Origin of the sequence: Escherichia sp. 20412-1 (assembly GCF_003027595.1) — a bacterium.
In the GTDB taxonomy this organism is placed as follows: domain Bacteria; phylum Pseudomonadota; class Gammaproteobacteria; order Enterobacterales; family Enterobacteriaceae; genus Escherichia; species Escherichia marmotae.
On sequence record NZ_PYQM01000021.1, the window covers coordinates 51,321 to 78,105 of the forward strand.

Below are 26,785 nucleotides of genomic sequence, written 5' to 3' on the forward strand. Positions count from 1 at the left end.
GATTAACCTGCAGCCGTTTCAGTTTGATTAAATTTGTCCGCAATCGGACGATTAGCTTTCGGCGTAGCATACCAATAACCCAATCCCATGAATACGGCGCCAGATAAAGTATTACCCAGCGTCACCCACAGCAGGTTATGACCAATGCCCGCCAGAGTGTAGGCTTCGCTATGGTTGCCGAACCAGGAGAGGGCGAACAGCGTCATGTTGGCAACGGAGTGCTCATAGCCGGAGGCGATAAACGCCAGCAGACACCACCAGATAGCGATAAATTTCGCCGCGCCTTCGGTGCGCAGCGCCATCCAGATTGCCAGGCAAACCAGCCAGTTACACAATGCGCCTTTGAAGAACAGTACCATCGCCGGTGCGGTGGTTTTGGCCAGCGCGACAGAATGGACGATGCTGGTATCCACCGGTAGCAGGCTACCGCCGCCCCAGCTATAGAGCATCGCTACGAAGATGGAACCGACCAGATTACCCAGCCAGGTTTGCGGCAGAATTGCCCACATTTGCCCGTGGCTGATGGTGCCTGCTTTCACCCCAAAGGTGAGGAACATGGTGTGTCCGGTGAACAGTTCAGAACCGGCGATAATCACCAGCGTTAAGGCGATACCAAAAGTTGCCCCCATCACCAGCGGACGCACGGACGGATCGAGCAAATTGCCGAGCGTGAAAATCAGGATGATCCCAAGACCCACATAAGCTCCCGCCATTGCGGAGCTGACCCAAAAGCCAAGCGGGTTATTTGCCGACAGGCGTGCGATGCGCGCAGCGTTCGCCGCACACTTATTGATAGTGTCTGTAAACATTTGATTATCCTTAAAAAATAAAAATAAAAAATAAAACAAAGAGTTTAAAAAATGTCCTGCAATATACCGAAGGTTATTACAGGACAATGCAAAAAGGGGAGGCATTGCGCCTCCCGTTAAAACATTAACCGCGCAGTTGTACTACGCCGTCTTTCACTCGTGCTTCGTAATGCTTGACGGAGAACTGTTCGTCCTCCATGCACAAGCCGTCGCTTAAGCGAAAACGCTGTTTTTTCAGCGGGCTGGCTACCCACAGCTCACCCTGATGTTCCGCAATCAGCCCGCGTGACAGTACGCTGGATTCGAAGAACGGATCGATATTGCTGATAGCAAACACCTGGTCGCTGTGATACGGACGGAAAATCGCCACCTGCTCGTCACCTAACAGCGCGCAGACGCCGGTTTCAGGCAGGATGTCATCGATTTTGCAGATGTCTTTCCACTGGCTCATGCGTTGTCCTCCACCAGAGTTACCGGAATACGTTCATACGGCGTTGCCGGACGGTGCTGTTCGCGCTCAGGCACCATCTGCACATTCGGGTCACGCTTGTCGCTGTTGATGAAGTGCTTGAAGCGAGTCTGTGCAGACGGCGTATTGACCGTTTCAGTCCACTCACACACTACAGCTTCACGCAGGCGCGCCATCTCTTCTTCCAGATGTGCGTTCAGACCCAGTTTGTCATCAATGATCACCGCTTTCAGGTAATCGATGCCGCCTTCGAGGTTTTCTAACCACGGTGCGGTACGGGTCAGTTTGTCGGCAGTACGGATGTAGAACATCATGAAGCGGTCGAGATATTTGAGCAGCGTTTCGCGATCGATATCCGCTGCCAGCAGATCCGCATGACGCGGTTTCATGCCGCCGTTACCGCAAACGTACAGGTTCCAGCCTTTTTCAGTGGCGATGATACCTACGTCTTTGCCCTGCGCTTCTGAACATTCACGGGTACAACCAGAGACACCGAACTTGATTTTGTGCGGTGCGCGGATGCCTTTGTAGCGGTTTTCCAGTTCTACGCCGAGGCCGACGCTGTCGCCAACACCGTAGCGGCACCAGGTGCTACCCACGCAGGTTTTCGCCATACGCAGCGCTTTCGCATAGGCATGACCGGTTTCGAATCCCGCTTCAATCAGTTGACGCCAGATCTCCGGCAGATCGTCTTTCTGTGCACCAAACATCGCAATACGTTGGGAGCCGGTGATTTTGGTGTAGAGATTAAATTCACGTGCGATACGACCTACAGCCATCAAACCTTCCGGGGTAATTTCACCGCCCGGAGAACGCGGGATCACCGAATAGGTGCCGTCTTTCTGGATATTAGCGAGGAAGTTATCGTTAGAATCCTGCAACGGAGTATGCTGCGGTTTCAGAATGTATTCGTTCCAGCAGGACGCCAGCAGCGAACCGATGGTGGGTTTACACACTTCACAACCGTAGCCTTTGCCGTGTTTTGCCAGCAGTTCTTCGAAGGTTTTAATGCCTTCAACGCGAATCAAATGGAACAGTTCCTGGCGCGAATATGGGAAGTGTTCGCACAGGTTGTTGTTGACTTCGATGCCCTGTTTCGCCAGTTCGGCGTTCAGCACCTGAGTAACCAACGGAATGCAACCACCGCAGCCTGTACCCGCTTTGGTTTCGGCTTTCAGCGCTGCAACGGTGTGGCAGCCTTTGTTGATGGCAGCAATCAGATCGCCTTTGGTGACGTCGAAGCAGGAGCAGATTTGCGCGCTGTCCGGCAGTTTATCAACACCGATAGACGGTTTACCGCTGCCAGAGTGGGCAGGCAGGATCAGCGAGTCCGGGTTTTCCGGCAGTTCAATGGCGTTCAGTACCAGTTGCAGCAGGTTGCCGTAGTCGCTGGTATCGCCCACCAGTACCGCACCGAGCAACGTTTTGTTGTCTTCGCTGACAACCAGACGTTTGTAAATCTCTTTGCTTTCGTCGAGGTAAACATAGCTACGCGCGCCTGGTGTACGACCATGCGCATCGCCAATACCGCCCACGTCTACGCCCAGCAGTTTCAGCTTGGCGCTAAGATCTGCACCTTCAAATGCGTTTTCGCTACCAAGAATGTGGTCAACAGCCACCTGAGCCATTTTGTAGCCCGGTGCTACCAGACCAAACACACGGTTGTTCCAGCTTGCGCATTCACCGATGGCGTAGATATCCGGATCGGAAGTCTGGCAGGAATCGTTAATAACGATACCCCCACGCGGAGCCACGTCCAGGCCACACTGAGTCGCCAGCTTATCGCGCGGACGGATACCGGTAGAGAAGACAATAAAGTCAACTTCCAGCTCGCTACCGTCGGCAAAACGCATGGTTTTACGTGCTTCGACACCTTCCTGCACAATTTCGAGGGTGTTTTTGCTGGTGTGAACGCGCACGCCCATGCTTTCGATTTTGCGACGAAGCTGTTCGCCGCCCATCTGATCAAGCTGTTCCGCCATCAGCATAGGGGCAAATTCGATAACGTGGGTTTCAATGCCTAAGTTTTTCAGCGCGCCAGCGGCTTCCAGACCTAACAGGCCGCCACCAACAACGGCACCGCGCTTGCTGCGACGGGCGCAGGATTCAATGGCGTTGAGGTCTTCAATGGTGCGATAGACAAAACAGTCCTGGGTATCAGAACCTTTGATCGGCGGGATCCACGGGTAGGAACCGGTCGCCATGATCAGCTTGTCATAATAAACGGTACGTCCGGCGCTGGAGTGGATCACCTTCTCCTGACGGTTGATGGTAATCGCGCGCTCACCGACCAGAACTTTAATGCCGTGTTTCTCATAAAAGCCTTCGCGCACCAGCGACAGCTCTTCGGCAGTGTGGTGAGAGAAGTAAGACGAGAGGTGTACGCGGTCATAAGCGATGCGCGGTTCTTCACAGAAAACGGTAATATCAAAGTTGGCCGCATCAGATTTATCAAGAAGATCTTCGATAAAGCGATGGCCGACCATACCGTTACCGATAATTGCGAGTCTGACTTTGCTCATTTTTGCCTCGATTTCTTTTCTATTACCGCCTACCTTAACGATTCAGCAACCCCACTTATTGATGCAAATCAAATTCACCTTTATATACCTCTTAAGGAGTATATTACTGATTTGTATAAATATTCTTAAGTTATGGAATTGTCTGACATTTCGTGTGTGTGCAAAAAATAGACAAAATAAGAGAGTTTAAAGATATGAGGATAGGTTGAGGGGAAGAGAGGAAAAAACCGGACGACGAAAGCGCCGCCCGATATTGGCAATTAATGAGAGGTCAGGGTGTTATGCTGACGGTGACGGCTGACAAAACCCAGCAGGAAGCACATCACGAATACCACAGCGTACAGACCATTTGCAGTGAGCAGCGCCGCCTGTGGACCGCTATGCTCTACAATCGGGCCAGTAACCACAAAGGTCAGCATGGTGCCGATGGTTCCGCAGGTGAGGACGAAGTTAACCAGTTTTGGGGACGGCACTTTGGTTTGCTGTGAACCCAGGGTGATGATGGTGGTATAGATCGCGCTGGAGAAGAAGCCCAGAGCGAGAATAGACCACGCCATATGTGCCGGTGTTCCAGTGTTAAAGACATACATCAGAATCGCGGCCAGTCCTGCCAGCACGGTCAGAATACGTTGCAGGTCAAAGAAACGCAGAATAAAGCTGAAGGCCCACATGCCGACCATGTACGACATCCAGAAGTTGCTTACCAGCGTTCCTGCGTCGTTCAGGCTCATGCCCAGACCTTTGGCGTACTCCGGCACCCAGGAGATAAAACCTAACTGACCGAGGATGTAGCACAGCGCCGCAATGGAGAGAAACAGCACGCCAATTCCCCATTTTTCTTTCACTACCGGAACGTCATTTTTTGGCGCATGTTTGCCCAGTGCCGGGAACTCACAGCCGAAGGTCAGAATAAAAATAGCGACGTACACCAGCCCGATGCAGGCATAAACCCAGTACCACTCAATGCTACGTGCCAGCAAAAATGCCGCGATCATCGGGAAAATCATCCCGGCCATACTGAAGAAGGAGTCGGTAAACAGCAAGCGAGAACCGCGCTGACGCCCTTCATACATTTGTGTAACCAGGAACGTACCAATCGACATAGTGATACCACTGACCACCCCGAGGATGAACATCGCCGCCGAGAACAACGCCAGACTGTGGCTGAACATCAAACCAGCAACCGCCAGCACCATCAGGAGAAAGCCAAAACGTAACTGCGTTTTCAGCGGGACGATTTCCATCAGCCAGGCGTTGAGGAAGATAGAGATTAAAATTCCGGCATTGAGGAAGGTGAAGGTGTTACTCATACTGGAAACGGGCAGATGGAAATAATCTGCAATATTCCCCATCACCATCCCGGTGACAATAACCAACGCACCGGTGAGTGCGTAGGAAAGAAAGCTAATCCATGTGAGCTTAATGCGATTGCTGTTAGTCATGATTGGCCTGCGTTGAAAGAGAAAATGGCATAGTGGGTATGCCGCGAGCGGGCGATTTTAGGTGATTTTGTGATCTGATTAAATATCTAATTGCAAACGGTTGCTAATTTGCAATATTTAAAGTGATTCTGATCACGGAATATAAGTGATCATCAGGTTACATATATTTCAAGTACGTAAAATTAGGTAAAGGAATGGCCTTGTCATTGAAGGCTATTTAGAATCTCTTCACTTGCTTTTTTTCTGCTCTGTTAAGGAAATCTCATGTTCAAATCGACCCTGGCAGCTTTTGTAGCTGTTTTCGCTCTTTCTGCTCTCTCACCTGTAGCAATGGCAGCGAAAGGGGACCCGCACGTATTGTTAACAACCTCTGCTGGTAATATCGAACTGGAGCTGGATAGCCAGAAAGCACCGGTATCAGTGCAAAACTTTGTCGATTATGTGAACAGCGGTTTTTATAACAACACCACTTTTCACCGGGTGATCCCGGGCTTTATGATTCAGGGCGGCGGTTTCACCGAGCAGATGCAGCAGAAAAAACCGAATCCGCCGATCAAAAATGAAGCTGATAACGGTCTGCGCAACACGCGCGGCACGATTGCTATGGCGCGTACTGCTGATAAAGACAGCGCAACCAGCCAGTTTTTTATTAACGTTGCCGATAACGCCTTCCTCGACCACGGCCAGCGTGATTTCGGCTACGCCGTCTTTGGTAAAGTGGTAAAAGGGATGGATGTCGCAGACAAGATTTCCCAGGTGCCGACTCATGATGTTGGTCCATACCAGAATGTGCCGTCAAAGCCGGTCGTTATCCTTTCCGCTAAAGTCCTGCCGTAACGATTTCTCGCGCGGGCAATATTGTCCGCGCATCTGCTCTCCCGGCGTAACCTGCATTTGCCGCTTATACTTGTGGCAAACGGACACGTTCAGGGAGGCATCAAGTGAAGAAACTCACCGATAAGCAAAAGTCCCGTCTTTGGGAACTTCAGCGTAATCGTAATTTCCAGGCCAGCCGCCGTCTCGAAGGTGTCGAGAGCCCCTTGGTGACGCTTACTGCCGCTGAGGCTTTGGTGCGCCTTGAAGAGCTAAGGAGGCACTATGAGCGATAAGTTCGGAGAAGGGCGCGACCCGTATCTTTATCCTGGCCTCGACATCATGCGTAACCGACTGAATATCCGCCAACAGCAGCGACTGGAGCAGGCCGCTTACGAAATGACGGCGCTGCGCGCCGCGACCATTGAGCTTGGTCCGCTGATGCGCGGTTTACCCCATTTGCGTGCTATTCATCGCCAGCTTTATCAGGATATTTTCGACTGGGCGGGCCAATTACGCGAAGTTGACATTTATCAAGGAGATACACCATTCTGCCACTTTGCCTATATCGAAAAAGAGGGCAATGCCCTGATGCAGGATCTGGAGGAAGAAGGTTATCTGGTCGGCCTTGAGAAAGAGAAGTTCGTTGAGCGGCTGGCACACTACTATTGTGAAATCAACGTCCTGCACCCATTCCGCGCGGGAAGTGGCCTTGCGCAGCGTATCTTCTTCGAACAACTGGCGATTCATGCTGGCTATCAATTGAGCTGGCAGGGCATCGAAAAAGAGGTGTGGAATCAGGCTAATCAGAGCGGGGCAATGGGCGATCTCTCTGCGCTGAAGACGATATTTAGCAAAGTGGTAAGCGAAGCCGGGGAATCTGAGTAAAATAGCGCGGTTCTTTCGTACCGGAGCCGCCATGATCCTGCTTATTGATAACTACGATTCTTTCACCTGGAACCTCTACCAGTATTTTTGTGAACTGGGGACGGATGTGCTGGTTAAGCGCAACGATGCGTTGACGCTGACGGATATTGACGCCCTTAAACCGCAGAAAATTGTCATATCGCCTGGACCCTGTACGCCAGATGAAGCCGGGATTTCCCTTGAGGTTATTCGTCACTATGCCGGACGGTTGCCGATTCTTGGCGTTTGCCTGGGGCATCAGGCGATGGCGCAGGTTTTCGGCGCTAAAGTGGTACGCGCCGCAAAGGTAATGCACGGCAAAACCTCACCCATTACGCATAACGGCGAAGGCGTATTTCAGGGGCTGGCAAATCCATTAACCGTGACGCGCTACCATTCACTGGTGGTGGACCCCGACTCGCTGCCGGAGTGTTTTGAAGTGACCGCCTGGAGCGAGACCCACGAGATTATGGGGATTCGCCATCGCCAGTGGGATCTCGAAGGGGTGCAATTTCATCCGGAAAGTATTCTTAGCGAACAGGGGCATCAGTTGCTGGCTAATTTCCTGCATCGCTGATTTCTGGTTGCCATTTAATGATTTTTTATGCATATTTTGTGATTATAATTTCATAATGATTTATGCGTAACAGGGTGATCATGAGATGGCAACTGAACAAACAGCAATTACACGCGCGACTTTCGATGAAGTGATTCTGCCGATTTATGCACCGGCAGAGTTTATTCCGGTAAAAGGCCAGGGTAGCCGAATCTGGGATCAACAGGGTAAGGAGTATGTCGATTTCGCGGGGGGGATTGCGGTTACGGCGTTAGGTCATTGCCATCCGGCGCTGGTGGAAGCGTTAAAAACCCAGGGCGAAACCTTGTGGCATATCAGCAACGTTTTCACCAATGAACCAGCATTACGTCTTGGGCGTAAACTGATTGAGGCGACCTTTGCCGAACGAGTGGTGTTTATGAACTCCGGGACGGAAGCCAACGAAACTGCCTTTAAACTGGCACGTCATTACGCTTGTGTGCGCCATAGCCCGTTCAAAACCAAAATTATTGCCTTCCATAACGCCTTTCATGGCCGATCATTGTTTACCGTCTCGGTGGGCGGCCAGCCGAAATATTCTGACGGCTTTGGGCCAAAACCGGCAGACATTATTCATGTTCCCTTTAACGATCTCCACGCGGTGAAAGCAGTGATGGATGATCATACCTGCGCAGTGGTTGTTGAGCCGATTCAGGGCGAGGGCGGCGTGACGGCTGCGACGCCGGAGTTTCTGCAGGGCTTGCGTGAACTGTGCGATCAACATCAGGCATTGCTGGTATTTGATGAAGTGCAGTGCGGGATGGGGCGGACAGGCGATTTATTTGCCTATATGCACTACGGCGTGACGCCGGATATTCTGACCTCCGCCAAAGCGTTAGGCGGTGGTTTCCCGATTAGCACCATGCTGACCACGGCGGAGATTGCGTCTGCGTTTCATCCTGGCTCGCACGGTTCCACCTACGGTGGTAATCCACTAGCCTGTGCGGTCGCTGGGGCGGCGTTTGATATCATCAATACGCCGGTCGTGCTGGAAGGCATTCAGGCGAAACGTCAGCGTTTTGTTGAGCATTTGCAGAAGATTGATCAGCAGTACGATGTGTTTAGCGATATTCGCGGCATGGGGCTGTTGATTGGTGCGGAGTTGAAACCACAATACAAAGGTAAGGCGCGTGATTTCCTTTATGCGGGTGCGGATGCAGGTGTAATGGTGCTGAACGCCGGACCAGATGTGGTGCGTTTTGCGCCGTCGCTGGTGGTGGAAGATGCGGATATCGACGAAGGGATGCAGCGTTTTGCCCGCGCAGTGGCGAAGGTGATTGCGGCGTAAAACGGGAGTAAGCCTGATAAGACGCGGTAAGCGTCGCACCAGGCAAAGGGCGTCGGATACGGCGTATGTGCCTTATCTGACCCTCGATTTTGTTCTGGCGATGAATAAATTACGCCTTCGAATCCCGCAACTTGCGACTCAACCAAATCCCGTGGTGTGGTCGCTGCCGCCAGGCCATTGCTGAAATGGTGTGCATCGTATTCAGATGGCCAATAACGCGTTGTAAATGCTGCTCCAGCGTGCCGGACGCACCTTCGTGTGGCAGCATCTCTGGCGAGTCGATGATATTGGCGTCACCAGAACTACCCGGTTCATCATATTCCAGTCGTTGCTGACAACGCTGAATGGCGATTTCACAAGACTGCAAGTACTCCTGCGCCAGTTCCGGCGGCAATGACCGGTGTTCCCGCGCCAGTGTGGTCATGGCATTGATATGTTCAACAATAAACTGACTATGTGTTACCCACAGTTTCATGTCTGCCAGATAATGGCTGTTAAACGCCGGTTCCTGCATCGCCTGATTCAGCGAGTTATACAGGGTGTTATGCGCCTGATTCACCCGCATTCGCTGCCAGGCAAGTGGCGTGGGTTGCGGATCTTTACTGAGGATCAGACGAATAGCCTCCTGGTAAGTTTCTAAGGCGTCATGGGCGTTCTTGCGCAGTAAACCACTCTGCCACTGCGGCCACAGCCATACCGTGCCACCGAAGGCAATCAGACAGCCGATGATGGTATCAATGAGGCGTGGGATGATGTATTGCTCACCATTCAGCCACAGCAGTTGCAGGGTATACACAGCGGTAATGGTAAAACCGACCGTCGCCCAGCCGTAGTTCTTACGCAATATCAGATAGCTGGCGAGCGTGGTAATCAGCATCAATGTCAGGGTGTAACCTTCGGGAATTTTAAAGTGCAGCGCAACACCCGCAATGATTAACCCGACCACGGTTCCCACAGAACGATTCACAATCCGCAGGCGAGTAGCGCCATAACCATTTTGCGTCACCAATAATACCGTCATTAATATCCAATAGGATTTCGGCAAATGCAGCGCGGTGCCCATCAGGCTGGCAACACTTAGCATCACACTCAATCGTCCGGCATTACGCAGCGCTGGCGATTTCAGGGAAAGATAGCTTTTCAGCGCCGGGAGTAACGGCATTCGCCGCTGTTTATCTGCCAGCAGATCGCGGGCATAAAGTGGTTTTTGCGTTCGTAGCACGCGGGCGATGCGACTAAAGTGCCAGTAGCAAAATTGTCCCACGGGGTTATCCGGATGCTGGCGAGCGATTTTTTCCAGCGCGCCAATTTGCTTATCCATCGTAAAACGTGTCGGCAGGCGATGATAAAGAATGTCATCAGCCAGCACGCGCAGGCGGGCGGCGACAGTTTGTGCATTCCAGCGGATAACTTCCTCCGCATGGCTCCGCTCGACCAGCTTTTGCACCTCTTCCGGCTGATGCAAACTGACCGAGATATGTTCCTGTAAGTCCAGCGCCTCCTGGAAAATACGCAGCATCCGCTTGTAGTCCGTATTATTTTGCGCGGAAAGCATATGCATTTGCTGATAACACTGGGTAATTAAATCGACCGCTTTTTGCTGACGCACCAACAATGGTGGCAGAGCATTTTCGGGATCGGTGTGCTGAGTAAGCAGGCTGTATTTGGCTTCACAGTAATCCGCCAGTTCACGGTACAGCAGGCTAAGCGACTCGCGTAACGGTTGCTCACGCCAGAGCCAGAACCAGAACCAGTTAAACAGTCCATACCAGAGCGTGCCTAACGCGTAGATGAGCAACGGTTCCCAGACCGGCATATATCCCGCCAGACTGAGGGTAAAAATGGCGGCGAGTAGCGATGCGGGAAGTAATTTTGCATGCAATGGCCCTAACTCAGCAGTGACGCCAAGTATCAACGTTAACCCCGTCAGCAGAAAGGGTAGGGGGATATCTTTTTCCAGCAGCAGTTGCGTTAGCAAGCTACAAGTGGCAAACAGCGACGCACCAATGATTAAGCGTTTGAAAAAACGCTTATGAGGAGTATCAAGCCCCGCAATATTGCAACAGGCGGGGACGAGAGAAAAGAGCAGCCCGAGTCTTAATTCGCCAAGCAATAGACCAACGGCCACGGGCAAACATAGCACCAGTGTTTGTCGTAGTGCGTAGTTGATGTCGGGATGATAAATCAGTCTGCGCCACATCGGCTTAAACAAAACGGCGCGCTACCAGGTAACGCGCCACTCCGATGGGATCAACGGGTGCCGTAAACGACGATGGTTTTTCCGTGTGCAGAGATCAGGTTCTGATCTTCCAGCATCTTCAGAATACGTCCCACGGTTTCACGAGAACAGCCAACAATCTGACCGATTTCCTGACGGGTAATTTTGATTTGCATACCGTCCGGGTGAGTCATGGCATCGGGTTGTTTCGCCAGATTCAGCAGTGTCTGTGCAATACGACCTGTAACGTCGAGGAATGCCAGGTTGCCCACTTTCTCTGAAGTGACTTGCAGACGACGCGCCATCTGTGCGGAGAGACGCATCAGAATATCCGGGTTCACCTGAATTAATTGACGGAATTTTTTGTAGGAAATCTCAGCTACTTCACAGGCGGTTTTCGCACGTACCCATGCGCTACGTTCCTGGCCTTCTTCAAACAGGCCCAATTCGCCAATAAAATCACCCTGATTCAGATAGGAGAGGATCATTTCTTTACCCTCCTCGTCTTTAATCAGCACTGCCACAGAGCCTTTAACGATGTAATACAGCGTTTCCGCTTTTTCACCCTGGTGAATAAGCGTGCTCTTGGATGGGTACTTATGAATGTGGCAATGAGACAAGAACCATTCGAGAGTCGGGTCTGTTTGCGGTTTGCCAAGCACCATGCGCGGTTATCCTCTGTTATAAGCTTTCTCCAGAGCCAGAAAACGCCGCTGTCTCTGGATTGCCGAAATGTGCTTCCCGCTACCTGGGAAGGGGCTATCAACTGAACTGCACGGTAATGTGACGTCCTTTACATACATGCAGTACATCAATGTATTACTGTAGCATCCTGACTGTTTTAGCATAGCTTTCGCGTTGTGTCTCCTGGTGTCTCGCTTCAGCATGACCCAGGTCGCCTTCCGTTGCGCGATTTGGTCAGTACGCGTACTCTGTCAGGAAAATTGACGCAATGGAGTTCCGATTATGCAAGCGCGTGTGAAGTGGGTCGAAGGGTTAACTTTTTTGGGCGAGTCCGCCTCGGGTCACCAGATTTTAATGGACGGTAACTCTGGCGATAAAGCGCCAAGTCCGATGGAAATGGTGTTGATGGCGGCAGGCGGTTGCAGCGCCATTGATGTGGTTTCTATCCTGCAAAAAGGGCGTCAGGATGTGGTCGATTGTGAAGTAAAATTAACCTCTGAACGCCGCGAAGAGGCACCGCGCCTGTTTACGCACATCAATTTGCATTTTATCGTCACAGGTCACGACCTGAAGGACGCGGCGGTTTCGCGAGCGGTGGATCTCTCTGCCGAGAAGTATTGTTCGGTAGCGCTGATGCTAGAGAAAGCCGTGAATATTACCCACTCCTATGAAGTGATAGCCGCGTGATTTAATGATTAAAATATGATGCCGGATATTATTTTATCCGGCATATAAGAACATTTACTCGATTTTCTTCCCTTCCATCAGTCGTTGTACCAGCGGCAGCATAATTAACTCCATTGCCAGACCCATTTTACCTCCCGGCACCACTAACGTATTGATGTGGGAAATGAATGAGCCTTGTAACATCGCCAGCAGCCAGGGGAAATCGATCCCTTCCAGATTACGAAAATGAATCACCACAAAACTTTCATCCAACGACGGGATGCCTTTTGCAGCGAAAGGGTTAGACGTGTCAACAGTGGGGACGCGCTGGAAGTTGATATGAGTGCGGGAAAACTGCGGCGTGATGTAGTTGATATAGTCTTCCATTGAGCGCACTACCGAGTCCATCACTGCTTCTCGTGAGTGTCCGCGCTCGCCAGTATCGCGGATGAGTTTTTGAATCCACTCCAGGTTAACGATAGGCACGACCCCAACCAATAAATCTACATGCTGCGCGACGTTATGTTGTGGCGTAACCACGCCGCCGTGCAATCCTTCATAAAACAGCACATCGGTCGGTTCTGGCAGCGCCTGCCACGGGGTAAACGTACCGGGCACCTGGTTCCACGGCACGGCTTCATCGTAGGTGTGCAGATATTTGCGCGACTGGCCTTTGCCGCTCAGCCCGTATTCAGTGAAGGTTTGTTCCAGCAGGCCGAAGTCGTTGGCCTCGGGACCGAAGTAGCTGATATGCCGCCCGGCATCGCGCGCTTTGCGGATCGCCATGTCCATTTCCGGGCGGGTGTAACGGTGAAAACTGTCGCCTTCCACCTCGGCTGCATGCAGATTTAACTGCGCGAATATTTTACGAAACGCGAGGCTGGTGGTGGTGGTCCCCGCGCCGCTGGATCCTGTTACTGCAATGACCGGATGTTTGGCAGACATAGTAACTCCATGACCTGGCTATCATTATTATCTTGTCCGCCGACGGTTGCAGGTTATTCGCGAAACTGACTACGCGGCATGATATTGACCGTTTCGTGCAGCTCCGACCATACCAGCACCGCTTCTCCGCATTGTAGCTGGCGTTTGACGTCGGCGGTTTTCTGTTCAAGTGTACGCTCATGTTCACCATAATCTGTGCCTTCGCGTAACACAAAACTTTCAATTAAATTTTCCAGCGTTTCGGGGGAGAGGTCTTGCCAGGGAATCAACATGATTTCGCCTCCAGATACATTGATAACCAGTCAGGAATGCGTGACTCAAGCCACATTTGCGGGTGGAGTAACGTACCGCTAATGAAGCCAACGTGACCGCCATGTTCGGTCAGTTGATACTCCACCTGCGTGGGTAAATTTTCCGGTTTAGGGATCACCTGATGATCCATAAACGGATCGTCTTTGGCATGAATAATTAGCGTCGGTTTGGCGATCCGATTGAGCAGCGGCATGGCGCTACACTGACGATAATAGTCGATGGCGTCGGCATAGCCGTGAATTTTGGCGGTGATCAGATCGTCAAATTCGCGGATGCGGCGCACCGATTTCAACTGCGAGAGATCTATCGGCAGTGTTCCGGGGTACGCCTTCAGTTTACGCGCTGCATTGGCTTTTAACAGATTCACCAGGTAACGCTGATAAACGCGGGAGAAGCCTTTATCCATGTGATAGCTACAGGCTTCCAGCATAAACGGCGCGGAGACAATTACCGCCGCCTCAATCGGGACGTCATTGCCTTCTTTAGCCAGCAGACAAGCCAGCATATTACCGCCAAGCGAATAGCCCACGGCAGCCGTTGGCGCATGACCAAATTCGCGTTGTAGCCAGCGTAAAAACCAACTGGCATCTTCCGTCTCACCAGAGTGATAAATGCGGTGCATCCGGTTTGGTTCACCGCTACAACCGCGAAAATGCATCACTACGCCAAGCCAACCACGCTTTTGCGCTGCCTCGACCAGACCATGTGCGTAAGGGCTATTCAGACTGCCTTCGAGACCATGAAAAACCACCAGACGCGGTTTATGTTGCGCTTGTGTGGGATCTTCACTCCACGCGAGATCGACAAAATCACCGTCAGGCAATTCCAGCCGCTGCCAGTGTGGGGTGAATTTCACCTGACGACGAAACAGACGCGGTAGCATGGTTTGCAAATGGCAATTACTGAAGCCGCGCATGGGGGTGAATTCAGCACTACTGCTGGCGTCGTTAAGATCGGTCGTCGTTACTTGCGCCATTAGTTGCTTTGGCCTTCCAGCAGCATTTGTTCCAGTTGCTCCTGGGCTTCCAGCCATGCCATTTCGCACTCTTCCAGCCCGGATTTGGCGCTGGCTTGCTGTTGCAGACAAGCGGTCAGTTCTGCTTTACGGCTCTGGTCGTATAGCTCGCTGTCGCCCAATTTTTCTTCTGCCTGTGCCAGTTGTGCATTCAGCTTTTCCATCTCTTTTTCCAGACGGGCGATTTCTTTACGTAGTGGCTGGGTTTGCGCACGCAGCTCTGCTTCCCGACGCTTCTGATCTTTACGTGCCTGGGCGCTGTTAGCGTTTTCTTTCGGCGCTTCGTCAGATTGGTTTTCCTGCTTCTGAACGTCGCTCAACCACTGTTGATAATCCTCCAGATCGCCATCGAACGGTTCGACTTTACGATCGTGAACCAGATAGAGATCGTCAGTGGTGGAACGCAGTAAGTGACGGTCGTGCGAAACGACAACCAGCGCGCCTTCAAACTCGATCAACGCTTCGGTTAGTGCCTGGCGCATGTCGAGGTCAAGGTGGTTGGTCGGTTCGTCGAGCAGCAGCAGATTCGGACGCTGCCAGACGATCAGCGCCAGCACCAGCCGTGCTTTTTCCCCACCGGAGAAACGGCGGGTTTCTTCCGTTACTTTATCGCCCTGGAAACCAAAGCCGCCGAGGTAGTCTCGCAGTTTTTGTTCCAGCTCTTGCGGTGCTAAACGCGCCAGATGTTGAATGGGCGATTCATCTGCGCGCAGGTATTCCAGTTGATGCTGGGCGAAGTAACCGAGTTTAATCCCTTTCGCCAGGCCAATTTCACCGCTAATCGGCGCAAGTTCACCGGCTAACAATTTGATTAATGTTGATTTACCTGCGCCGTTGCGGCCTAACAGACCAATGCGCGAACCGGGGACCAGATTCAGTTTGATCGAGTCGAGAATAATGCGATCGCCATAACCCGCGCTGACCTTTTCCATCTTCAGCAATGGATTAGGCAGGCTTTCCGGCGCGCGGAAGCTAAAACGGAAAGGGTTATCGACGTGCGCGGGGGCAATCAGCTCCATGCGCTCGAGCATCTTAATGCGGCTCTGGGCTTGCTTCGCTTTGGTGGCTTTGGCGCGGAAACGGTCGATATAACTTTGCAGATGCGCCACGCGCTCCTGCTGGCTTTCGTACATCGCCTGTTGCTGCGCCAGACGGGTGGCGCGCTGCACTTCAAACGAACTGTAGTTGCCGGTGTACTCGAACATGCTTTGTTGTTCGATATGAATGATTTTATCGACGATCGGATCGAGGAAGTCGCGGTCGTGAGAGATAAGGATCAGCGTGCCCTGATAGCTCTTCAGCCATTTTTCCAGCCAGATAACTGCATCGAGATCGAGGTGGTTAGTCGGTTCGTCGAGCAGCAGCAAGTCTGAACGGCAAATCAGTGCCTGGGCGAGGTTAAGGCGCATTCGCCAGCCACCAGAGAAATCGCTCACCGGATACTCCAGTTGCTCATTGCTGAAACCGAGGCCATGCAGCAGGCTGGCGGCGCGGGAGCGAATACTCCACGCGTCGATAGCATCCAGCTTGCCGTGAATGGTCGCAATGGCATGTCCGTCGTTACGTTCGTTAGCATCCTGAAGTTGCGCTTCCAGTTGGCGATATTCGCGGTCGCCATCAATGACATATTCCAGTGCCGCTTGCGGTAGCGCCGGCGTTTCCTGATTCACCCACGCCAGTTGCCAGCTACCAGGAAAGGTGTAGCTGCCGCCGTCGGCGCTGATTTCATTTTTCAGCAATGCCAGTAGGGTAGATTTACCGCAGCCGTTTTTACCCACCAGGCCGACTTTCTGGCCAGGGTTAATAGTGGCGGTGGCATTATCCAGCAGGACGCGCACGCCGCGACGAATTTGTAACGAGGAGAAAACAATCATAAGGCGCCGTATGTTCAGACTATGTTAAATTATCATTATGATAATGTAGTGTATGGGCGAGCTGCCGCTCCGGGCGCAATGGTAGCCCAAAACAGCGACTATACACAAAACCATACCGGGAGGGGGATGATGTCTCAGCCAGCGAAAGTTTTGCTGCTGTATGCCCATCCGGAATCTCAGGACTCGGTGGCAAACCGGGTACTGCTTAAACCGGCCACGCAGCTCAGCAATGTTACCGTGCACGACCTTTACGCGCACTATCCCGATTTTTTTATTGATATTCCCCGTGAGCAGGCATTACTGCGTGAGCACGAGGTGATTGTTTTTCAGCATCCGCTTTATACCTACAGTTGCCCGGCGTTACTGAAAGAGTGGCTTGACCGGGTGTTAAGCCGTGGGTTTGCCAGCGGGCCGGGAGGAAACCAACTGGCGGGAAAGTACTGGCGTAGCGTGATCACCACCGGCGAACCAGAAAGTGCCTACCGTTATGACGCGCTGAATCGTTATCCGATGAGCGATGTTCTGCGCCCCTTTGAACTGGCGGCGGGCATGTGCCGGATGCATTGGTTAAGCCCCATCATTATTTACTGGGCGAGACGGCAAAGCGCACAGGAGCTGGCGAGTCACGCCAGAGCCTACAGCGACTGGCTGGCAAATCCGCTGCCCGTGGGAGGTCGCTGATGGAAGGTTCCGATTTTTTACTTGCAGGAGTGCTGTTTCTCTTCGCGGCGGTGGCTGCGGTGCCACTGGCATCGCGGCTGGGCATTGGTGCGGTGTTGGGATATTTGCTGGCTGGAATTGCGATTGGTCCGTGGGGACTGGGGTTTATTAGCGACGTCGATGAGATCCTCCACTTTTCGGAACTTGGCGTGGTGTTCCTGATGTTTATCATCGGGCTCGAGTTGAATCCTTCCAAGCTCTGGCAATTGCGGCGCTCCATTTTTGGCGTCGGCGCAGCGCAGGTGCTGTTAAGCGCGGCGTTGCTGGCAGGATTATTGATGCTGACGGATTTCGCCTGGCAGGCGGCAGTTGTGGGGGGAATTGGTCTGGCGATGTCTTCAACCGCAATGGCGTTGCAGCTAATGCGCGAGAAAGGGATGAATCGCAGCGAATCCGGTCAGTTAGGTTTCTCGGTGTTGCTGTTTCAGGATCTGGCGGTGATCCCGGCGCTGGCGTTAGTGCCGTTATTGGCGGGATCGGCAGACGAACATTTCGACTGGATGAAGGTCGGCATGAAGGTGCTGGCGTTTGTCGGCATGTTGATCGGCGGGCGCTATTTGCTGCGCCCGGTATTTCGCTTTATTGCGGCTTCAGGTGTGCGGGAAGTATTCACCGCCGCGACGTTACTGCTGGTGCTGGGGTCTGCGTTATTTATGGATGCGCTGGGGCTGTCGATGGCGCTCGGTACGTTTATTGCGGGCGTGTTGCTGGCGGAGAGCGAATATCGCCATGAACTGGAAACGGCTATCGATCCGTTTAAAGGCTTGCTGCTTGGACTGTTTTTTATCTCCGTCGGGATGTCGCTCAACCTTGGGGTGCTTTATACCCATCTTCTGTGGGTGGTGATAAGTGTGGTTGTGCTGGTAGCGGTGAAAATTCTCGTGCTGTATCTGCTGGCGAGGCTGTATGGCGTGCGCAGCTCCGAGCGGATGCAGTTTGCTGGTGTGCTGAGTCAGGGCGGTGAGTTTGCCTTTGTGCTCTTTTCTACAGCCTCTTCACAACGATTGTTTCAGGGCGATCAGATGGCGCTGTTGTTGGTGACAGTTACGCTTTCCATGATGACCACACCGCTGTTGATGAAGCTTGTGGATAAGTGGCTATCCCGCCAGTTCAACGTCCCGGAAGAAGAGGATGAAAAACCGTGGGTAAACGATGATAAACCGCAAGTGATTGTGGTGGGCTTCGGACGTTTTGGTCAGGTGATTGGTCGTTTGCTGATGGCGAATAAAATGCGCATTACCGTGCTGGAGCGGGATATCAGCGCGGTTAACCTGATGCGCAAATATGGCTACAAAGTATATTACGGCGACGCTACGCAAGTTGACCTGTTGCGCTCTGCGGGTGCAGAAGCCGCAGAATCCATCGTCATTACCTGCAATGAACCGGAAGACACCATGAAACTGGTGGAAATATGCCAGCAACACTTCCCGCATTTGCATATTCTTGCGCGAGCGCGCGGACGTGTGGAAGCGCATGAGTTATTACAGGCAGGGGTGACGCAGTTTTCCCGTGAAACATTCTCCAGTGCGTTAGAGTTGGGGCGCAAAACGCTGGTTACGCTTGGGATGCACCCGCATCAGGCACAGCGGGCACAGCTCCATTTTCGTCGCCTGGATATGCGTATGTTGCGGGAGTTAATCCCGATGCATGCCGATACCGTACAAATTTCTCGCGCCAGGGAAGCCCGACGCGAACTGGAAGAGATTTTCCAGCGTGAGATGCAACAAGAACGACGTCAGCTCGACGGCTGGGATGAATTTGAGTAGAGGGTGAATATGGCAATACGAAAACGCTTTATCGCTGGTGCAAAATGTCCAGCCTGTCAGGCGCAGGATTCAATGGCGATGTGGCGCGAAAATAATATTGATATAGTTGAATGCGTTAAGTGCGGACACCAAATGCGGGAAGCGGATAAAGAAGCCCGCGATCACGTTCGCAAAGATGAGCAAGTTATCGGGATTTTTTATCCGGACTAGCGATATGCGCTGAGTTTTTTTAAGCTAGTGAGTACACGGCTGCAGAATTCCGCTACAATCTGCGCCACAATTCTTCCCATGCTCAGGAGATATCATGAAAGTAGCAAAAGACCTGGTGGTCAGCCTGGCCTATCAGGTACGTACAGAAGACGGTGTGTTGGTTGATGAGTCTCCGGTGAGTGCGCCGCTGGACTACCTGCATGGTCACGGTTCCCTGATCTCTGGCCTGGAAACGGCGCTGGAAGGTCATGAAGTTGGCGACAAATTTGATGTCGCTGTTGGCGCGAACGACGCTTACGGTCAGTACGACGAAAACCTGGTTCAGCGCGTTCCTAAAGACGTATTTATGGGCGTTGACGAACTGCAGGTGGGTATGCGCTTCCTGGCTGAAACCGACCAGGGTCCAGTACCGGTTGAAATCACTGCCGTTGAAGACGATCACGTTGTGGTTGACGGTAACCACATGCTGGCTGGTCAGAATCTGAAATTCAACGTTGAAGTTGTGGCGATTCGTGAAGCGACCGAAGAGGAACTGGCTCACGGTCACGTTCATGGTGCGCACGATCATCACCACGATCACGACCACGACGGTTGCTGCGGCGGTCATGGCCACGATCACGGTCATGAACACGGTGGCGAAGGTTGCTGTGGCGGTAAAGGTAACGGCGGTTGCGGTTGCCACTAAGGCAGAACAGGTGACAAAAAAGCGGGGAATTCCCCGCTTTTTTTCGCCTCAATAGTGCGGAGGTGGCGTTTCTTCAGCCTGTGACGCGATGTTCGACGGCTGACTGGCTTTTAACTTCTCGGTCAGCAGACGCAGATGATCGCGCAGTTTTGCCATCTCCATTTCATGAGCGGTCACCGTGACGTTCAGTTCTTCAATGGTGATTTCCTGAAAAGCCAGTCGGCTCTCCAGCTCTGCCAGGCGTGCTTCCATTGATAAATCCTGCATGATTCACCTCTTTTGTCGAATGGTCGCCGCGGATTCTACTTAACTTTGTTGCCAGAGACAGCACTCATTTTGTGGCATCGAAACTAATTTAAACAAAAAGAGTCTGAAAATAGATGATAATAGGGCGTGTCTGTATGTAGATTTATCCGACAACGCTTTATAGTACCCTTCTGATAATAGTTAACCCTGGGGTGAGATGCCCCGATCCTGGAGATATGGATGAAATCACTGTTTAAAGTAACGCTGCTGGCGACCACAATGGCTGTTGCCCTGCATACACCAATCACTTTTGCTGCCGAAGCGGCGAAACCTGCTACAACTGCTGACAGCAAAGCAGCGTTCAAAAATGACGATCAGAAATCAGCTTACGCACTGGGCGCTTCGCTGGGTCGTTACATGGAAAATTCTCTGAAAGAACAAGAAAAGTTGGGCATTAAACTGGATAAAGATCAGCTGATCGCTGGCGTTCAGGATGCATTTGCTGATAAGAGCAAACTTTCCGATCAAGAGATCGAACAGACTCTGCAAGCGTTTGAAGCACGCGTGAAATCCTCCGCTCAGGCGAAGATGGAAAAAGATGCGGCTGATAACGAAGCGAAAGGTAAAGAGTACCGCGAGAAATTTGCCAAAGAGAAAGGTGTGAAAACCTCTTCTACTGGCCTGGTGTATCAAGTCCTGGATGCCGGTAAAGGTGAAGCACCGAAAGACAGCGACACTGTTGTGGTGAACTACAAAGGTACGCTGATCGACGGTAAAGAGTTCGATAACTCTTACACCCGTGGTGAACCGCTCTCCTTCCGTCTGGATGGTGTAATCCCGGGCTGGACTGAAGGTCTGAAGAACATTAAGAAAGGCGGCAAGATTAAGCTGGTTATTCCACCAGAACTGGCTTACGGCAAAGCGGGGGTTCCGGGGATTCCACCGAATTCTACCCTGGTGTTTGACGTAGAGCTGCTGGATGTGAAACCAGCGCCGAAGGCTGATACGAAGCCAGAAGCAGATACTAAAGCAGCAGATTCTGCTAAAAAATAAGCATTAAAAACCGCCGCCTGACCAGGCGGCGGTTTTTTTATTGCAGGCCGGATATAATTAGTGCTGGAAAGCGGAACCTCCGCTGTATTAATTTAATTACCCGCATCATTAATGAGCCTGCCCTGAAAAGTTAACGACAGGCTCCTGAAAAGGAGTGTTTTTTTTCATGTCCAGGTCGCTTTTAACCAACGAAACCAGTGAGTTGGATTTACTGGATCAACGTCCTTTCGACCAGACCGATTTTGATATTCTGAAATCCTACGAAGCGGTGGTGGACGGGTTAGCGATGCTCATTGGCTCCCACTGTGAAATCGTTTTGCACTCTTTGCAGGATTTAAAATGTTCAGCCATTCGTATTGCCAACGGTGAACATACAGGCCGGAAGATTGGTTCGCCAATTACCGATCTGGCGCTGCGTATGCTGCACGATATGACAGGGGCGGATAGCAGCGTTTCTAAATGCTACTTTACTCGCGCCAAAAGCGGAGTATTAATGAAGTCCCTGACAATCGCCATTCGTAACCGCGAACAGCGAGTGATTGGTCTGCTATGTATCAATATGAATCTTGATGTTCCTTTCTCGCAGATTATGAGCACTTTTGTGCCGCCAGAAACCCCGGATGTCGGTTCAAGCGTCAACTTTGCCTCTTCTGTTGAAGATCTGGTTACCCAAACGCTGGAGTTCACCATTGAAGAAGTGAACGCCGATCGCAATGTTTCTAATAACGCCAAAAATCGCCAGATCGTGCTGAATCTTTACGAGAAAGGCATCTTCGACATCAAAGACGCGATCAACCAGGTGGCTGACCGTCTGAATATCTCCAAACATACTGTCTATCTCTATATCCGTCAGTTCAAGAGCGGTGATTTCCAGGGGCAAGATAAGTAATGCGTTTTGCCATCGTGGTAACCGGGCCAGCATACGGTACGCAACAGGCGAGTAGTGCTTTTCAGTTTGCGCAGGCGCTGATAGCCGAAGGTCATGAGCTGAGTAGCGTCTTTTTCTACCGGGAAGGTGTCTACAACGCCAACCAGTTGACCTCTCCCGCGAGTGATGAATTTGACCTTGTGCGCGGCTGGCAGCAATTGAATACACAACACGGCGTGATGCTGAATATCTGTGTGGCGGCAGCATTACGTCGCGGTATTGTCGATGAAACTGAGGCTGGAAGATTAGGTCTGGCATCAGCTAATCTCCAGCCGGGCTTTACCTTAAGTGGCCTTGGCGCTCTGGCGGAAGCCTCGCTGACCTGCGACAGGGTGGTACAGTTCTGATGAAACGAATTGCGTTTGTCTTTTCTACTGCACCCCACGGCACAGCGGCTGGCCGTGAAGGATTAGATGCATTACTCGCAACCTCCGCATTAACTGACGATATTGCAGTTTTCTTTATTGCCGATGGTGTTTTTCAAATTCTGCCAGGCCAAAAGCCCGATGTAGTGCTGGCGCGTGATTACATCGCTACCTTTAAACTGCTGGGGCTTTACGACATTGAACAGTGTTGGGTTTGTGCGGCTTCACTACGTGAACGCGGGTTAAATCCGGAGACACCATTGGTCGTGGAAGCCACGCCGCTCGAAGCTGAAACATTACGTCGTGAGCTTGGCAATTATGATGTTATTTTAAGATTTTGAGGCGTCCATGCTGCACACATTACATCGCTCCCCCTGGTTGACGGATTTTTCTGCACTGCTGCGTCTGCTCGGTGAGGGCGACGAACTGCTGTTATTGCAGGATGGCGTAACTGCCGCAGTTGACGGTAACCGCTACCTTGAAAGTCTACGTAATGCCCCCATTAAGGTCTATGCCCTGAACGAAGACCTCATTGCTCGCGGTTTGAGTGGTCAAATTTCGAACGATATCATCCGAATTGACTATACTGATTTCGTCAGACTTACGGTTAAGCACACCAGTCAGATGGCCTGGTGACGGCGGGATCGTTGTATATTTCTTGACACCTTTTCGACACCGCCCTAAAATTCGGCGTCCTCATATTGTGTGAGGACGTTTTATTACGTGTTTACGAAGCAAAAGCTAAAACCAGGAGCTATTTAATGGCAACAGTTAACCAGCTGGTACGCAAACCACGTGCTCGCAAAGTTGCGAAAAGCAACGTGCCTGCGCTGGAAGCATGCCCGCAAAAACGTGGCGTATGTACTCGTGTATATACTACCACTCCTAAAAAACCGAACTCCGCACTGCGTAAAGTATGCCGTGTTCGTCTGACTAACGGTTTCGAAGTGACTTCCTACATCGGTGGTGAAGGTCACAACTTGCAGGAACACTCCGTGATCCTGATCCGTGGCGGTCGTGTTAAAGACCTCCCGGGTGTTCGTTACCACACCGTACGTGGTGCGCTTGACTGCTCCGGCGTTAAAGACCGTAAGCAGGCTCGTTCCAAGTATGGCGTGAAGCGTCCTAAGGCTTAATGGTTCTCCGTTAAGTAAGGCCAAACGTTTTAAATTAATGTCAAACTAAACTCGTAGAGTTTTGGACAATCCTGAATTAACAACGGAGTATTTCCATGCCACGTCGTCGCGTCATTGGTCAGCGTAAAATTCTGCCAGATCCGAAGTTCGGATCAGAACTGCTGGCTAAATTTGTAAATATCCTGATGGTAGATGGTAAAAAATCTACTGCTGAATCTATCGTATACAGCGCGCTGGAGACCCTGGCTCAGCGTTCTGGTAAATCTGAACTGGAAGCATTCGAAGTAGCTCTCGAAAACGTGCGCCCGACTGTCGAAGTTAAGTCTCGCCGCGTTGGTGGTTCTACTTATCAGGTCCCAGTTGAAGTCCGTCCGGTTCGTCGTAATGCTCTGGCAATGCGTTGGATCGTTGAAGCTGCTCGTAAACGCGGTGATAAATCCATGGCTCTGCGCCTGGCGAACGAACTTTCCGATGCTGCAGAAAACAAAGGCACTGCAGTTAAGAAACGTGAAGACGTTCACCGTATGGCCGAAGCCAACAAGGCGTTCGCACACTACCGTTGGTAATCCCTTCGGAGTTTTAGTCACCAGGCGGGCGCTTCCAGTAAGCAGCCCGCTTTGGGCTACTTAAATTGAACGCCTAAAAGATAAACGAGGAAACAAATGGCTCGTACAACACCCATCGCACGCTACCGTAACATCGGTATCAGTGCGCACATCGACGCCGGTAAAACCACTACTACCGAACGTATTCTGTTCTACACCGGTGTAAACCATAAAATCGGTGAAGTTCATGACGGCGCTGCAACCATGGACTGGATGGAGCAGGAGCAGGAACGTGGTATTACCATCACTTCCGCTGCGACTACTGCATTCTGGTCTGGTATGGCTAAGCAGTATGAGCCGCATCGCATCAACATCATCGACACCCCGGGGCACGTTGACTTCACAATCGAAGTAGAACGTTCCATGCGTGTTCTCGATGGTGCGGTAATGGTTTACTGCGCAGTTGGTGGTGTTCAGCCGCAGTCTGAAACCGTATGGCGTCAGGCAAACAAATATAAAGTTCCGCGCATTGCGTTCGTTAACAAAATGGACCGCATGGGTGCGAACTTCCTGAAAGTTGTTAACCAGATCAAAACCCGTCTGGGCGCGAACCCGGTTCCGCTGCAGTTGGCGATTGGTGCTGAAGAACATTTCACCGGTGTTGTTGACCTGGTGAAAATGAAAGCTATCAACTGGAACGATGCTGACCAGGGCGTAACCTTCGAATACGAAGATATCCCGGCAGACATGGTTGAACTGGCTAACGAATGGCACCAGAACCTGATCGAATCCGCGGCTGAAGCTTCTGAAGAGCTGATGGAAAAATACCTGGGTGGTGAAGAACTGACTGAAGCAGAAATCAAAGGTGCTCTGCGTCAGCGCGTTCTGAACAACGAAATCATCCTGGTAACCTGTGGTTCTGCGTTCAAGAACAAAGGTGTTCAGGCGATGCTGGATGCGGTAATTGATTACCTGCCATCCCCGGTTGACGTACCTGCGATCAACGGTATCCTGGACGACGGTAAAGACACTCCGGCTGAACGTCACGCAAGTGATGACGAGCCGTTCTCTGCACTGGCGTTCAAAATTGCTACCGACCCGTTTGTTGGTAACCTGACCTTCTTCCGTGTGTACTCCGGTGTGGTTAACTCTGGTGATACCGTACTGAACTCCGTGAAAGCTGCACGTGAGCGTTTCGGCCGTATCGTTCAGATGCATGCTAACAAACGTGAAGAGATCAAAGAAGTTCGCGCGGGCGACATCGCTGCTGCAATCGGTCTGAAAGACGTAACCACTGGTGACACCCTGTGTGACCCGGATGCGCCGATCATTCTGGAACGTATGGAATTCCCTGAGCCGGTAATCTCCATCGCAGTAGAACCGAAAACCAAAGCTGACCAGGAAAAAATGGGTCTGGCTCTGGGCCGTCTGGCTAAAGAAGACCCGTCTTTCCGTGTATGGACTGACGAAGAATCTAACCAGACCATCATCGCGGGTATGGGTGAGCTGCACCTCGACATCATCGTTGACCGTATGAAGCGTGAATTCAACGTTGAAGCGAACGTAGGTAAACCGCAGGTTGCTTACCGTGAAACTATCCGCCAGAAAGTTACCGATGTTGAAGGTAAACACGCGAAACAGTCTGGTGGTCGTGGTCAGTATGGTCATGTTGTTATCGACATGTACCCGCTGGAGCCGGGTTCAAACCCGAAAGGCTACGAGTTCATCAACGACATTAAAGGTGGTGTAATCCCTGGCGAATACATCCCGGCCGTTGATAAAGGTATCCAGGAACAACTGAAAGCTGGCCCGCTGGCAGGCTACCCGGTAGTAGACATGGGTATTCGTCTGCACTTCGGTTCTTACCATGACGTTGACTCCTCTGAACTGGCGTTTAAACTGGCTGCTTCTATCGCCTTTAAAGAAGGCTTTAAGAAAGCGAAACCAGTTCTGCTTGAGCCGATCATGAAGGTTGAAGTAGAAACTCCTGAAGAGAACACCGGTGACGTTATCGGTGACTTGAGCCGTCGTCGTGGTATGCTCAAAGGTCAGGAATCTGAAGTTACTGGCGTTAAGATCCACGCTGAAGTACCGCTGTCTGAAATGTTCGGATATGCAACTCAGCTGCGCTCTCTGACCAAAGGTCGCGCATCATACACTATGGAATTCCTGAAGTATGATGAAGCGCCGAGTAACGTTGCTCAGGCCGTAATTGAAGCCCGTGGTAAATAAGCCTCAGGGTTAATACCAAAGTCCCGTGCTCTCTCCTGAAGGGGAGAGCACTATAGTAAGGAATATAGCCGTGTCTAAAGAAAAATTTGAACGTACAAAACCGCACGTTAACGTTGGTACTATCGGCCACGTTGACCACGGTAAAACTACTCTGACCGCTGCAATCACCACCGTACTGGCTAAAACCTACGGCGGTGCTGCTCGTGCATTCGACCAGATCGATAACGCGCCGGAAGAAAAAGCTCGTGGTATCACCATCAACACTTCTCACGTTGAATACGACACCCCGACCCGTCACTACGCACACGTAGACTGCCCGGGGCACGCCGACTATGTTAAAA

Annotated in this window: 30 protein-coding genes; 19 read left to right on the plus strand and 11 right to left on the minus strand. The window is 51.6% G+C overall.

Annotation, left to right across the window (positions count from 1 at the left end; all coding sequences use genetic code 11):
• Positions 1-2: 2 nt before the first annotated feature.
• The 4 genes from nirC to tsgA form a co-directional block, all read right to left on the minus strand.
• Positions 3-809: a nitrite transporter NirC gene (gene nirC, locus C7B16_RS15035; protein ID WP_000493561.1), complete on the minus strand. Its 807-nt coding sequence runs from the start codon at positions 807-809 to the stop codon at positions 3-5.
• Between the two features lie 124 nt (positions 810-933).
• Entirely contained in the window at positions 934-1,260 is a 327-nt protein-coding gene (gene nirD / locus C7B16_RS15040; RefSeq protein WP_000084764.1) for a nitrite reductase small subunit NirD, read from the minus strand.
• Positions 1,257-3,800 (minus strand): NADPH-nitrite reductase large subunit, encoded by a 2,544-nt coding sequence (gene nirB / locus C7B16_RS15045; RefSeq protein ID WP_000049234.1) that lies wholly within the window; start codon positions 3,798-3,800, stop codon positions 1,257-1,259. The genes nirD and nirB overlap by 4 nt, the downstream gene beginning before the upstream one ends.
• Positions 3,801-4,060: 260 nt before the next feature.
• A complete protein-coding gene (gene tsgA / locus C7B16_RS15055) occupies positions 4,061-5,242 on the minus strand; it encodes an MFS transporter TsgA (RefSeq protein WP_000185221.1) in 1,182 nt (393 codons plus the stop codon).
• A 264-nt stretch (positions 5,243-5,506) separates the two neighbouring features.
• Here tsgA and ppiA point away from each other — a divergent pair, with 264 nt between their 5' ends.
• The 5 genes from ppiA to argD all read left to right on the plus strand — a co-directional run bounded on the left by ppiA (position 5,507) and on the right by argD (position 8,844).
• Positions 5,507-6,079 carry a peptidylprolyl isomerase A gene (ppiA, locus tag C7B16_RS15060; RefSeq protein WP_000477213.1) on the plus strand — a complete coding sequence of 191 codons (573 nt, stop codon included), beginning with the start codon at positions 5,507-5,509 and terminating at the stop codon, positions 6,077-6,079.
• Positions 6,080-6,183: 104 nt separating this feature from the next.
• Positions 6,184-6,351: a YhfG family protein gene (locus C7B16_RS15065; protein WP_000736867.1), complete on the plus strand. Its 168-nt coding sequence runs from the start codon at positions 6,184-6,186 to the stop codon at positions 6,349-6,351.
• Entirely contained in the window at positions 6,341-6,943 is a 603-nt protein-coding gene (locus tag C7B16_RS15070) for a putative adenosine monophosphate-protein transferase Fic (protein ID WP_107179868.1), read from the plus strand. The genes C7B16_RS15065 and C7B16_RS15070 overlap by 11 nt, the downstream gene beginning before the upstream one ends.
• A gap of 31 nt (positions 6,944-6,974) precedes the next feature.
• Positions 6,975-7,538: an aminodeoxychorismate synthase component 2 gene (gene pabA / locus C7B16_RS15075; RefSeq protein ID WP_000601889.1), complete on the plus strand. Its 564-nt coding sequence runs from the start codon at positions 6,975-6,977 to the stop codon at positions 7,536-7,538.
• A gap of 85 nt (positions 7,539-7,623) precedes the next feature.
• The gene (gene argD / locus C7B16_RS15080) at positions 7,624-8,844 is read left to right on the plus strand and encodes a bifunctional acetylornithine/succinyldiaminopimelate transaminase (protein ID WP_000190011.1); all 1,221 of its coding nucleotides are present in this window, start codon (positions 7,624-7,626) and stop codon (positions 8,842-8,844) included.
• Positions 8,845-8,953: 109 nt separating this feature from the next.
• Here the strand turns inward: argD and C7B16_RS15085 are convergent, their stop codons facing one another.
• Both C7B16_RS15085 and crp read right to left on the minus strand, forming a co-directional pair.
• Entirely contained in the window at positions 8,954-11,044 is a 2,091-nt protein-coding gene (locus C7B16_RS15085) for a YccS/YhfK family putative transporter (protein WP_001517208.1), read from the minus strand.
• A gap of 50 nt (positions 11,045-11,094) precedes the next feature.
• On the minus strand, positions 11,095-11,727 hold the full coding sequence (crp, locus tag C7B16_RS15090) for a cAMP-activated global transcriptional regulator CRP (protein ID WP_000242755.1): 633 nt from the start codon (positions 11,725-11,727) through the stop codon (positions 11,095-11,097).
• Positions 11,728-12,028: 301 nt separating this feature from the next.
• Between crp and C7B16_RS15100 the strand changes: the two genes are divergently transcribed.
• Positions 12,029-12,433, plus strand: a complete 405-nt coding sequence (locus tag C7B16_RS15100) for an OsmC family protein (protein ID WP_001148907.1) — start codon at positions 12,029-12,031, stop codon at positions 12,431-12,433.
• Between the two features lie 54 nt (positions 12,434-12,487).
• On the opposite strand, the gene C7B16_RS15105 is transcribed toward C7B16_RS15100, so the two are convergent.
• The 4 genes from C7B16_RS15105 to C7B16_RS15120 are packed head-to-tail and all read right to left on the minus strand — an operon-like array spanning position 12,488 to position 16,558.
• Positions 12,488-13,357 (minus strand): phosphoribulokinase, encoded by an 870-nt coding sequence (locus C7B16_RS15105; RefSeq protein WP_001274686.1) that lies wholly within the window; start codon positions 13,355-13,357, stop codon positions 12,488-12,490.
• Positions 13,358-13,410: 53 nt separating this feature from the next.
• Positions 13,411-13,629 carry a YheU family protein gene (locus tag C7B16_RS15110; RefSeq protein ID WP_000907082.1) on the minus strand — a complete coding sequence of 73 codons (219 nt, stop codon included), beginning with the start codon at positions 13,627-13,629 and terminating at the stop codon, positions 13,411-13,413.
• A complete protein-coding gene (locus tag C7B16_RS15115; protein ID WP_000079999.1) occupies positions 13,623-14,645 on the minus strand; it encodes a hydrolase in 1,023 nt (340 codons plus the stop codon). The genes C7B16_RS15110 and C7B16_RS15115 overlap by 7 nt, the downstream gene beginning before the upstream one ends.
• Positions 14,645-16,558 carry an ABC transporter ATP-binding protein gene (locus tag C7B16_RS15120; protein WP_000634831.1) on the minus strand — a complete coding sequence of 638 codons (1,914 nt, stop codon included), beginning with the start codon at positions 16,556-16,558 and terminating at the stop codon, positions 14,645-14,647. Before C7B16_RS15120 ends, C7B16_RS15115 begins: the two co-directional genes overlap by 1 nt.
• 129 nt (positions 16,559-16,687) lie before the next feature.
• On the opposite strand from C7B16_RS15120, the gene kefG reads away from it, so the two are divergent.
• From kefG to slyD, 4 genes are all read left to right on the plus strand, one after another.
• Entirely contained in the window at positions 16,688-17,239 is a 552-nt protein-coding gene (gene kefG, locus C7B16_RS15130) for a glutathione-regulated potassium-efflux system ancillary protein KefG (protein WP_001517205.1), read from the plus strand.
• Entirely contained in the window at positions 17,239-19,044 is a 1,806-nt protein-coding gene (kefB, locus tag C7B16_RS15135; RefSeq protein WP_107179869.1) for a glutathione-regulated potassium-efflux system protein KefB, read from the plus strand. The genes kefG and kefB overlap by 1 nt, the downstream gene beginning before the upstream one ends.
• Positions 19,045-19,053: 9 nt before the next feature.
• Positions 19,054-19,254: a YheV family putative zinc ribbon protein gene (locus tag C7B16_RS15140; protein WP_001007731.1), complete on the plus strand. Its 201-nt coding sequence runs from the start codon at positions 19,054-19,056 to the stop codon at positions 19,252-19,254.
• A gap of 94 nt (positions 19,255-19,348) precedes the next feature.
• Complete coding sequence (gene slyD, locus C7B16_RS15145) at positions 19,349-19,939, plus strand: peptidylprolyl isomerase (protein ID WP_000861334.1); 591 nt, start codon at positions 19,349-19,351, stop codon at positions 19,937-19,939.
• Between the two features lie 48 nt (positions 19,940-19,987).
• On the opposite strand, the gene C7B16_RS15150 is transcribed toward slyD, so the two are convergent.
• Positions 19,988-20,206, minus strand: coding sequence for a protein SlyX (locus C7B16_RS15150; protein ID WP_001153620.1), 219 nt, complete (start codon positions 20,204-20,206; stop codon positions 19,988-19,990).
• Positions 20,207-20,425: 219 nt separating this feature from the next.
• On the opposite strand from C7B16_RS15150, the gene fkpA reads away from it, so the two are divergent.
• The 9 genes from fkpA to C7B16_RS15195 form a co-directional block, all read left to right on the plus strand.
• The gene (fkpA, locus tag C7B16_RS15155; protein WP_107179870.1) at positions 20,426-21,238 is read left to right on the plus strand and encodes an FKBP-type peptidyl-prolyl cis-trans isomerase; all 813 of its coding nucleotides are present in this window, start codon (positions 20,426-20,428) and stop codon (positions 21,236-21,238) included.
• A gap of 166 nt (positions 21,239-21,404) precedes the next feature.
• The gene (locus C7B16_RS15160) at positions 21,405-22,127 is read left to right on the plus strand and encodes a helix-turn-helix transcriptional regulator (protein WP_000091466.1); all 723 of its coding nucleotides are present in this window, start codon (positions 21,405-21,407) and stop codon (positions 22,125-22,127) included.
• Positions 22,127-22,513: a sulfurtransferase complex subunit TusD gene (gene tusD, locus C7B16_RS15165; RefSeq protein WP_001209699.1), complete on the plus strand. Its 387-nt coding sequence runs from the start codon at positions 22,127-22,129 to the stop codon at positions 22,511-22,513. The genes C7B16_RS15160 and tusD overlap by 1 nt, the downstream gene beginning before the upstream one ends.
• Entirely contained in the window at positions 22,513-22,872 is a 360-nt protein-coding gene (gene tusC, locus C7B16_RS15170) for a sulfurtransferase complex subunit TusC (protein ID WP_001517204.1), read from the plus strand. Before tusD ends, tusC begins: the two co-directional genes overlap by 1 nt.
• Before the next feature lie 7 nt (positions 22,873-22,879).
• Positions 22,880-23,167 carry a sulfurtransferase complex subunit TusB gene (gene tusB, locus C7B16_RS15175; RefSeq protein WP_000903393.1) on the plus strand — a complete coding sequence of 96 codons (288 nt, stop codon included), beginning with the start codon at positions 22,880-22,882 and terminating at the stop codon, positions 23,165-23,167.
• Positions 23,168-23,292: 125 nt separating this feature from the next.
• The gene (gene rpsL / locus C7B16_RS15180) at positions 23,293-23,667 is read left to right on the plus strand and encodes a 30S ribosomal protein S12 (protein WP_000246815.1); all 375 of its coding nucleotides are present in this window, start codon (positions 23,293-23,295) and stop codon (positions 23,665-23,667) included.
• Between the two features lie 95 nt (positions 23,668-23,762).
• Positions 23,763-24,233: a 30S ribosomal protein S7 gene (rpsG, locus tag C7B16_RS15185; protein ID WP_001138043.1), complete on the plus strand. Its 471-nt coding sequence runs from the start codon at positions 23,763-23,765 to the stop codon at positions 24,231-24,233.
• A gap of 96 nt (positions 24,234-24,329) precedes the next feature.
• On the plus strand, positions 24,330-26,444 hold the full coding sequence (gene fusA / locus C7B16_RS15190) for an elongation factor G (RefSeq protein ID WP_000124700.1): 2,115 nt from the start codon (positions 24,330-24,332) through the stop codon (positions 26,442-26,444).
• A gap of 70 nt (positions 26,445-26,514) precedes the next feature.
• The coding region (locus C7B16_RS15195; protein WP_000031677.1) for a GTP-binding protein at positions 26,515-26,785 on the plus strand (271 nt) is incomplete at its 3' end.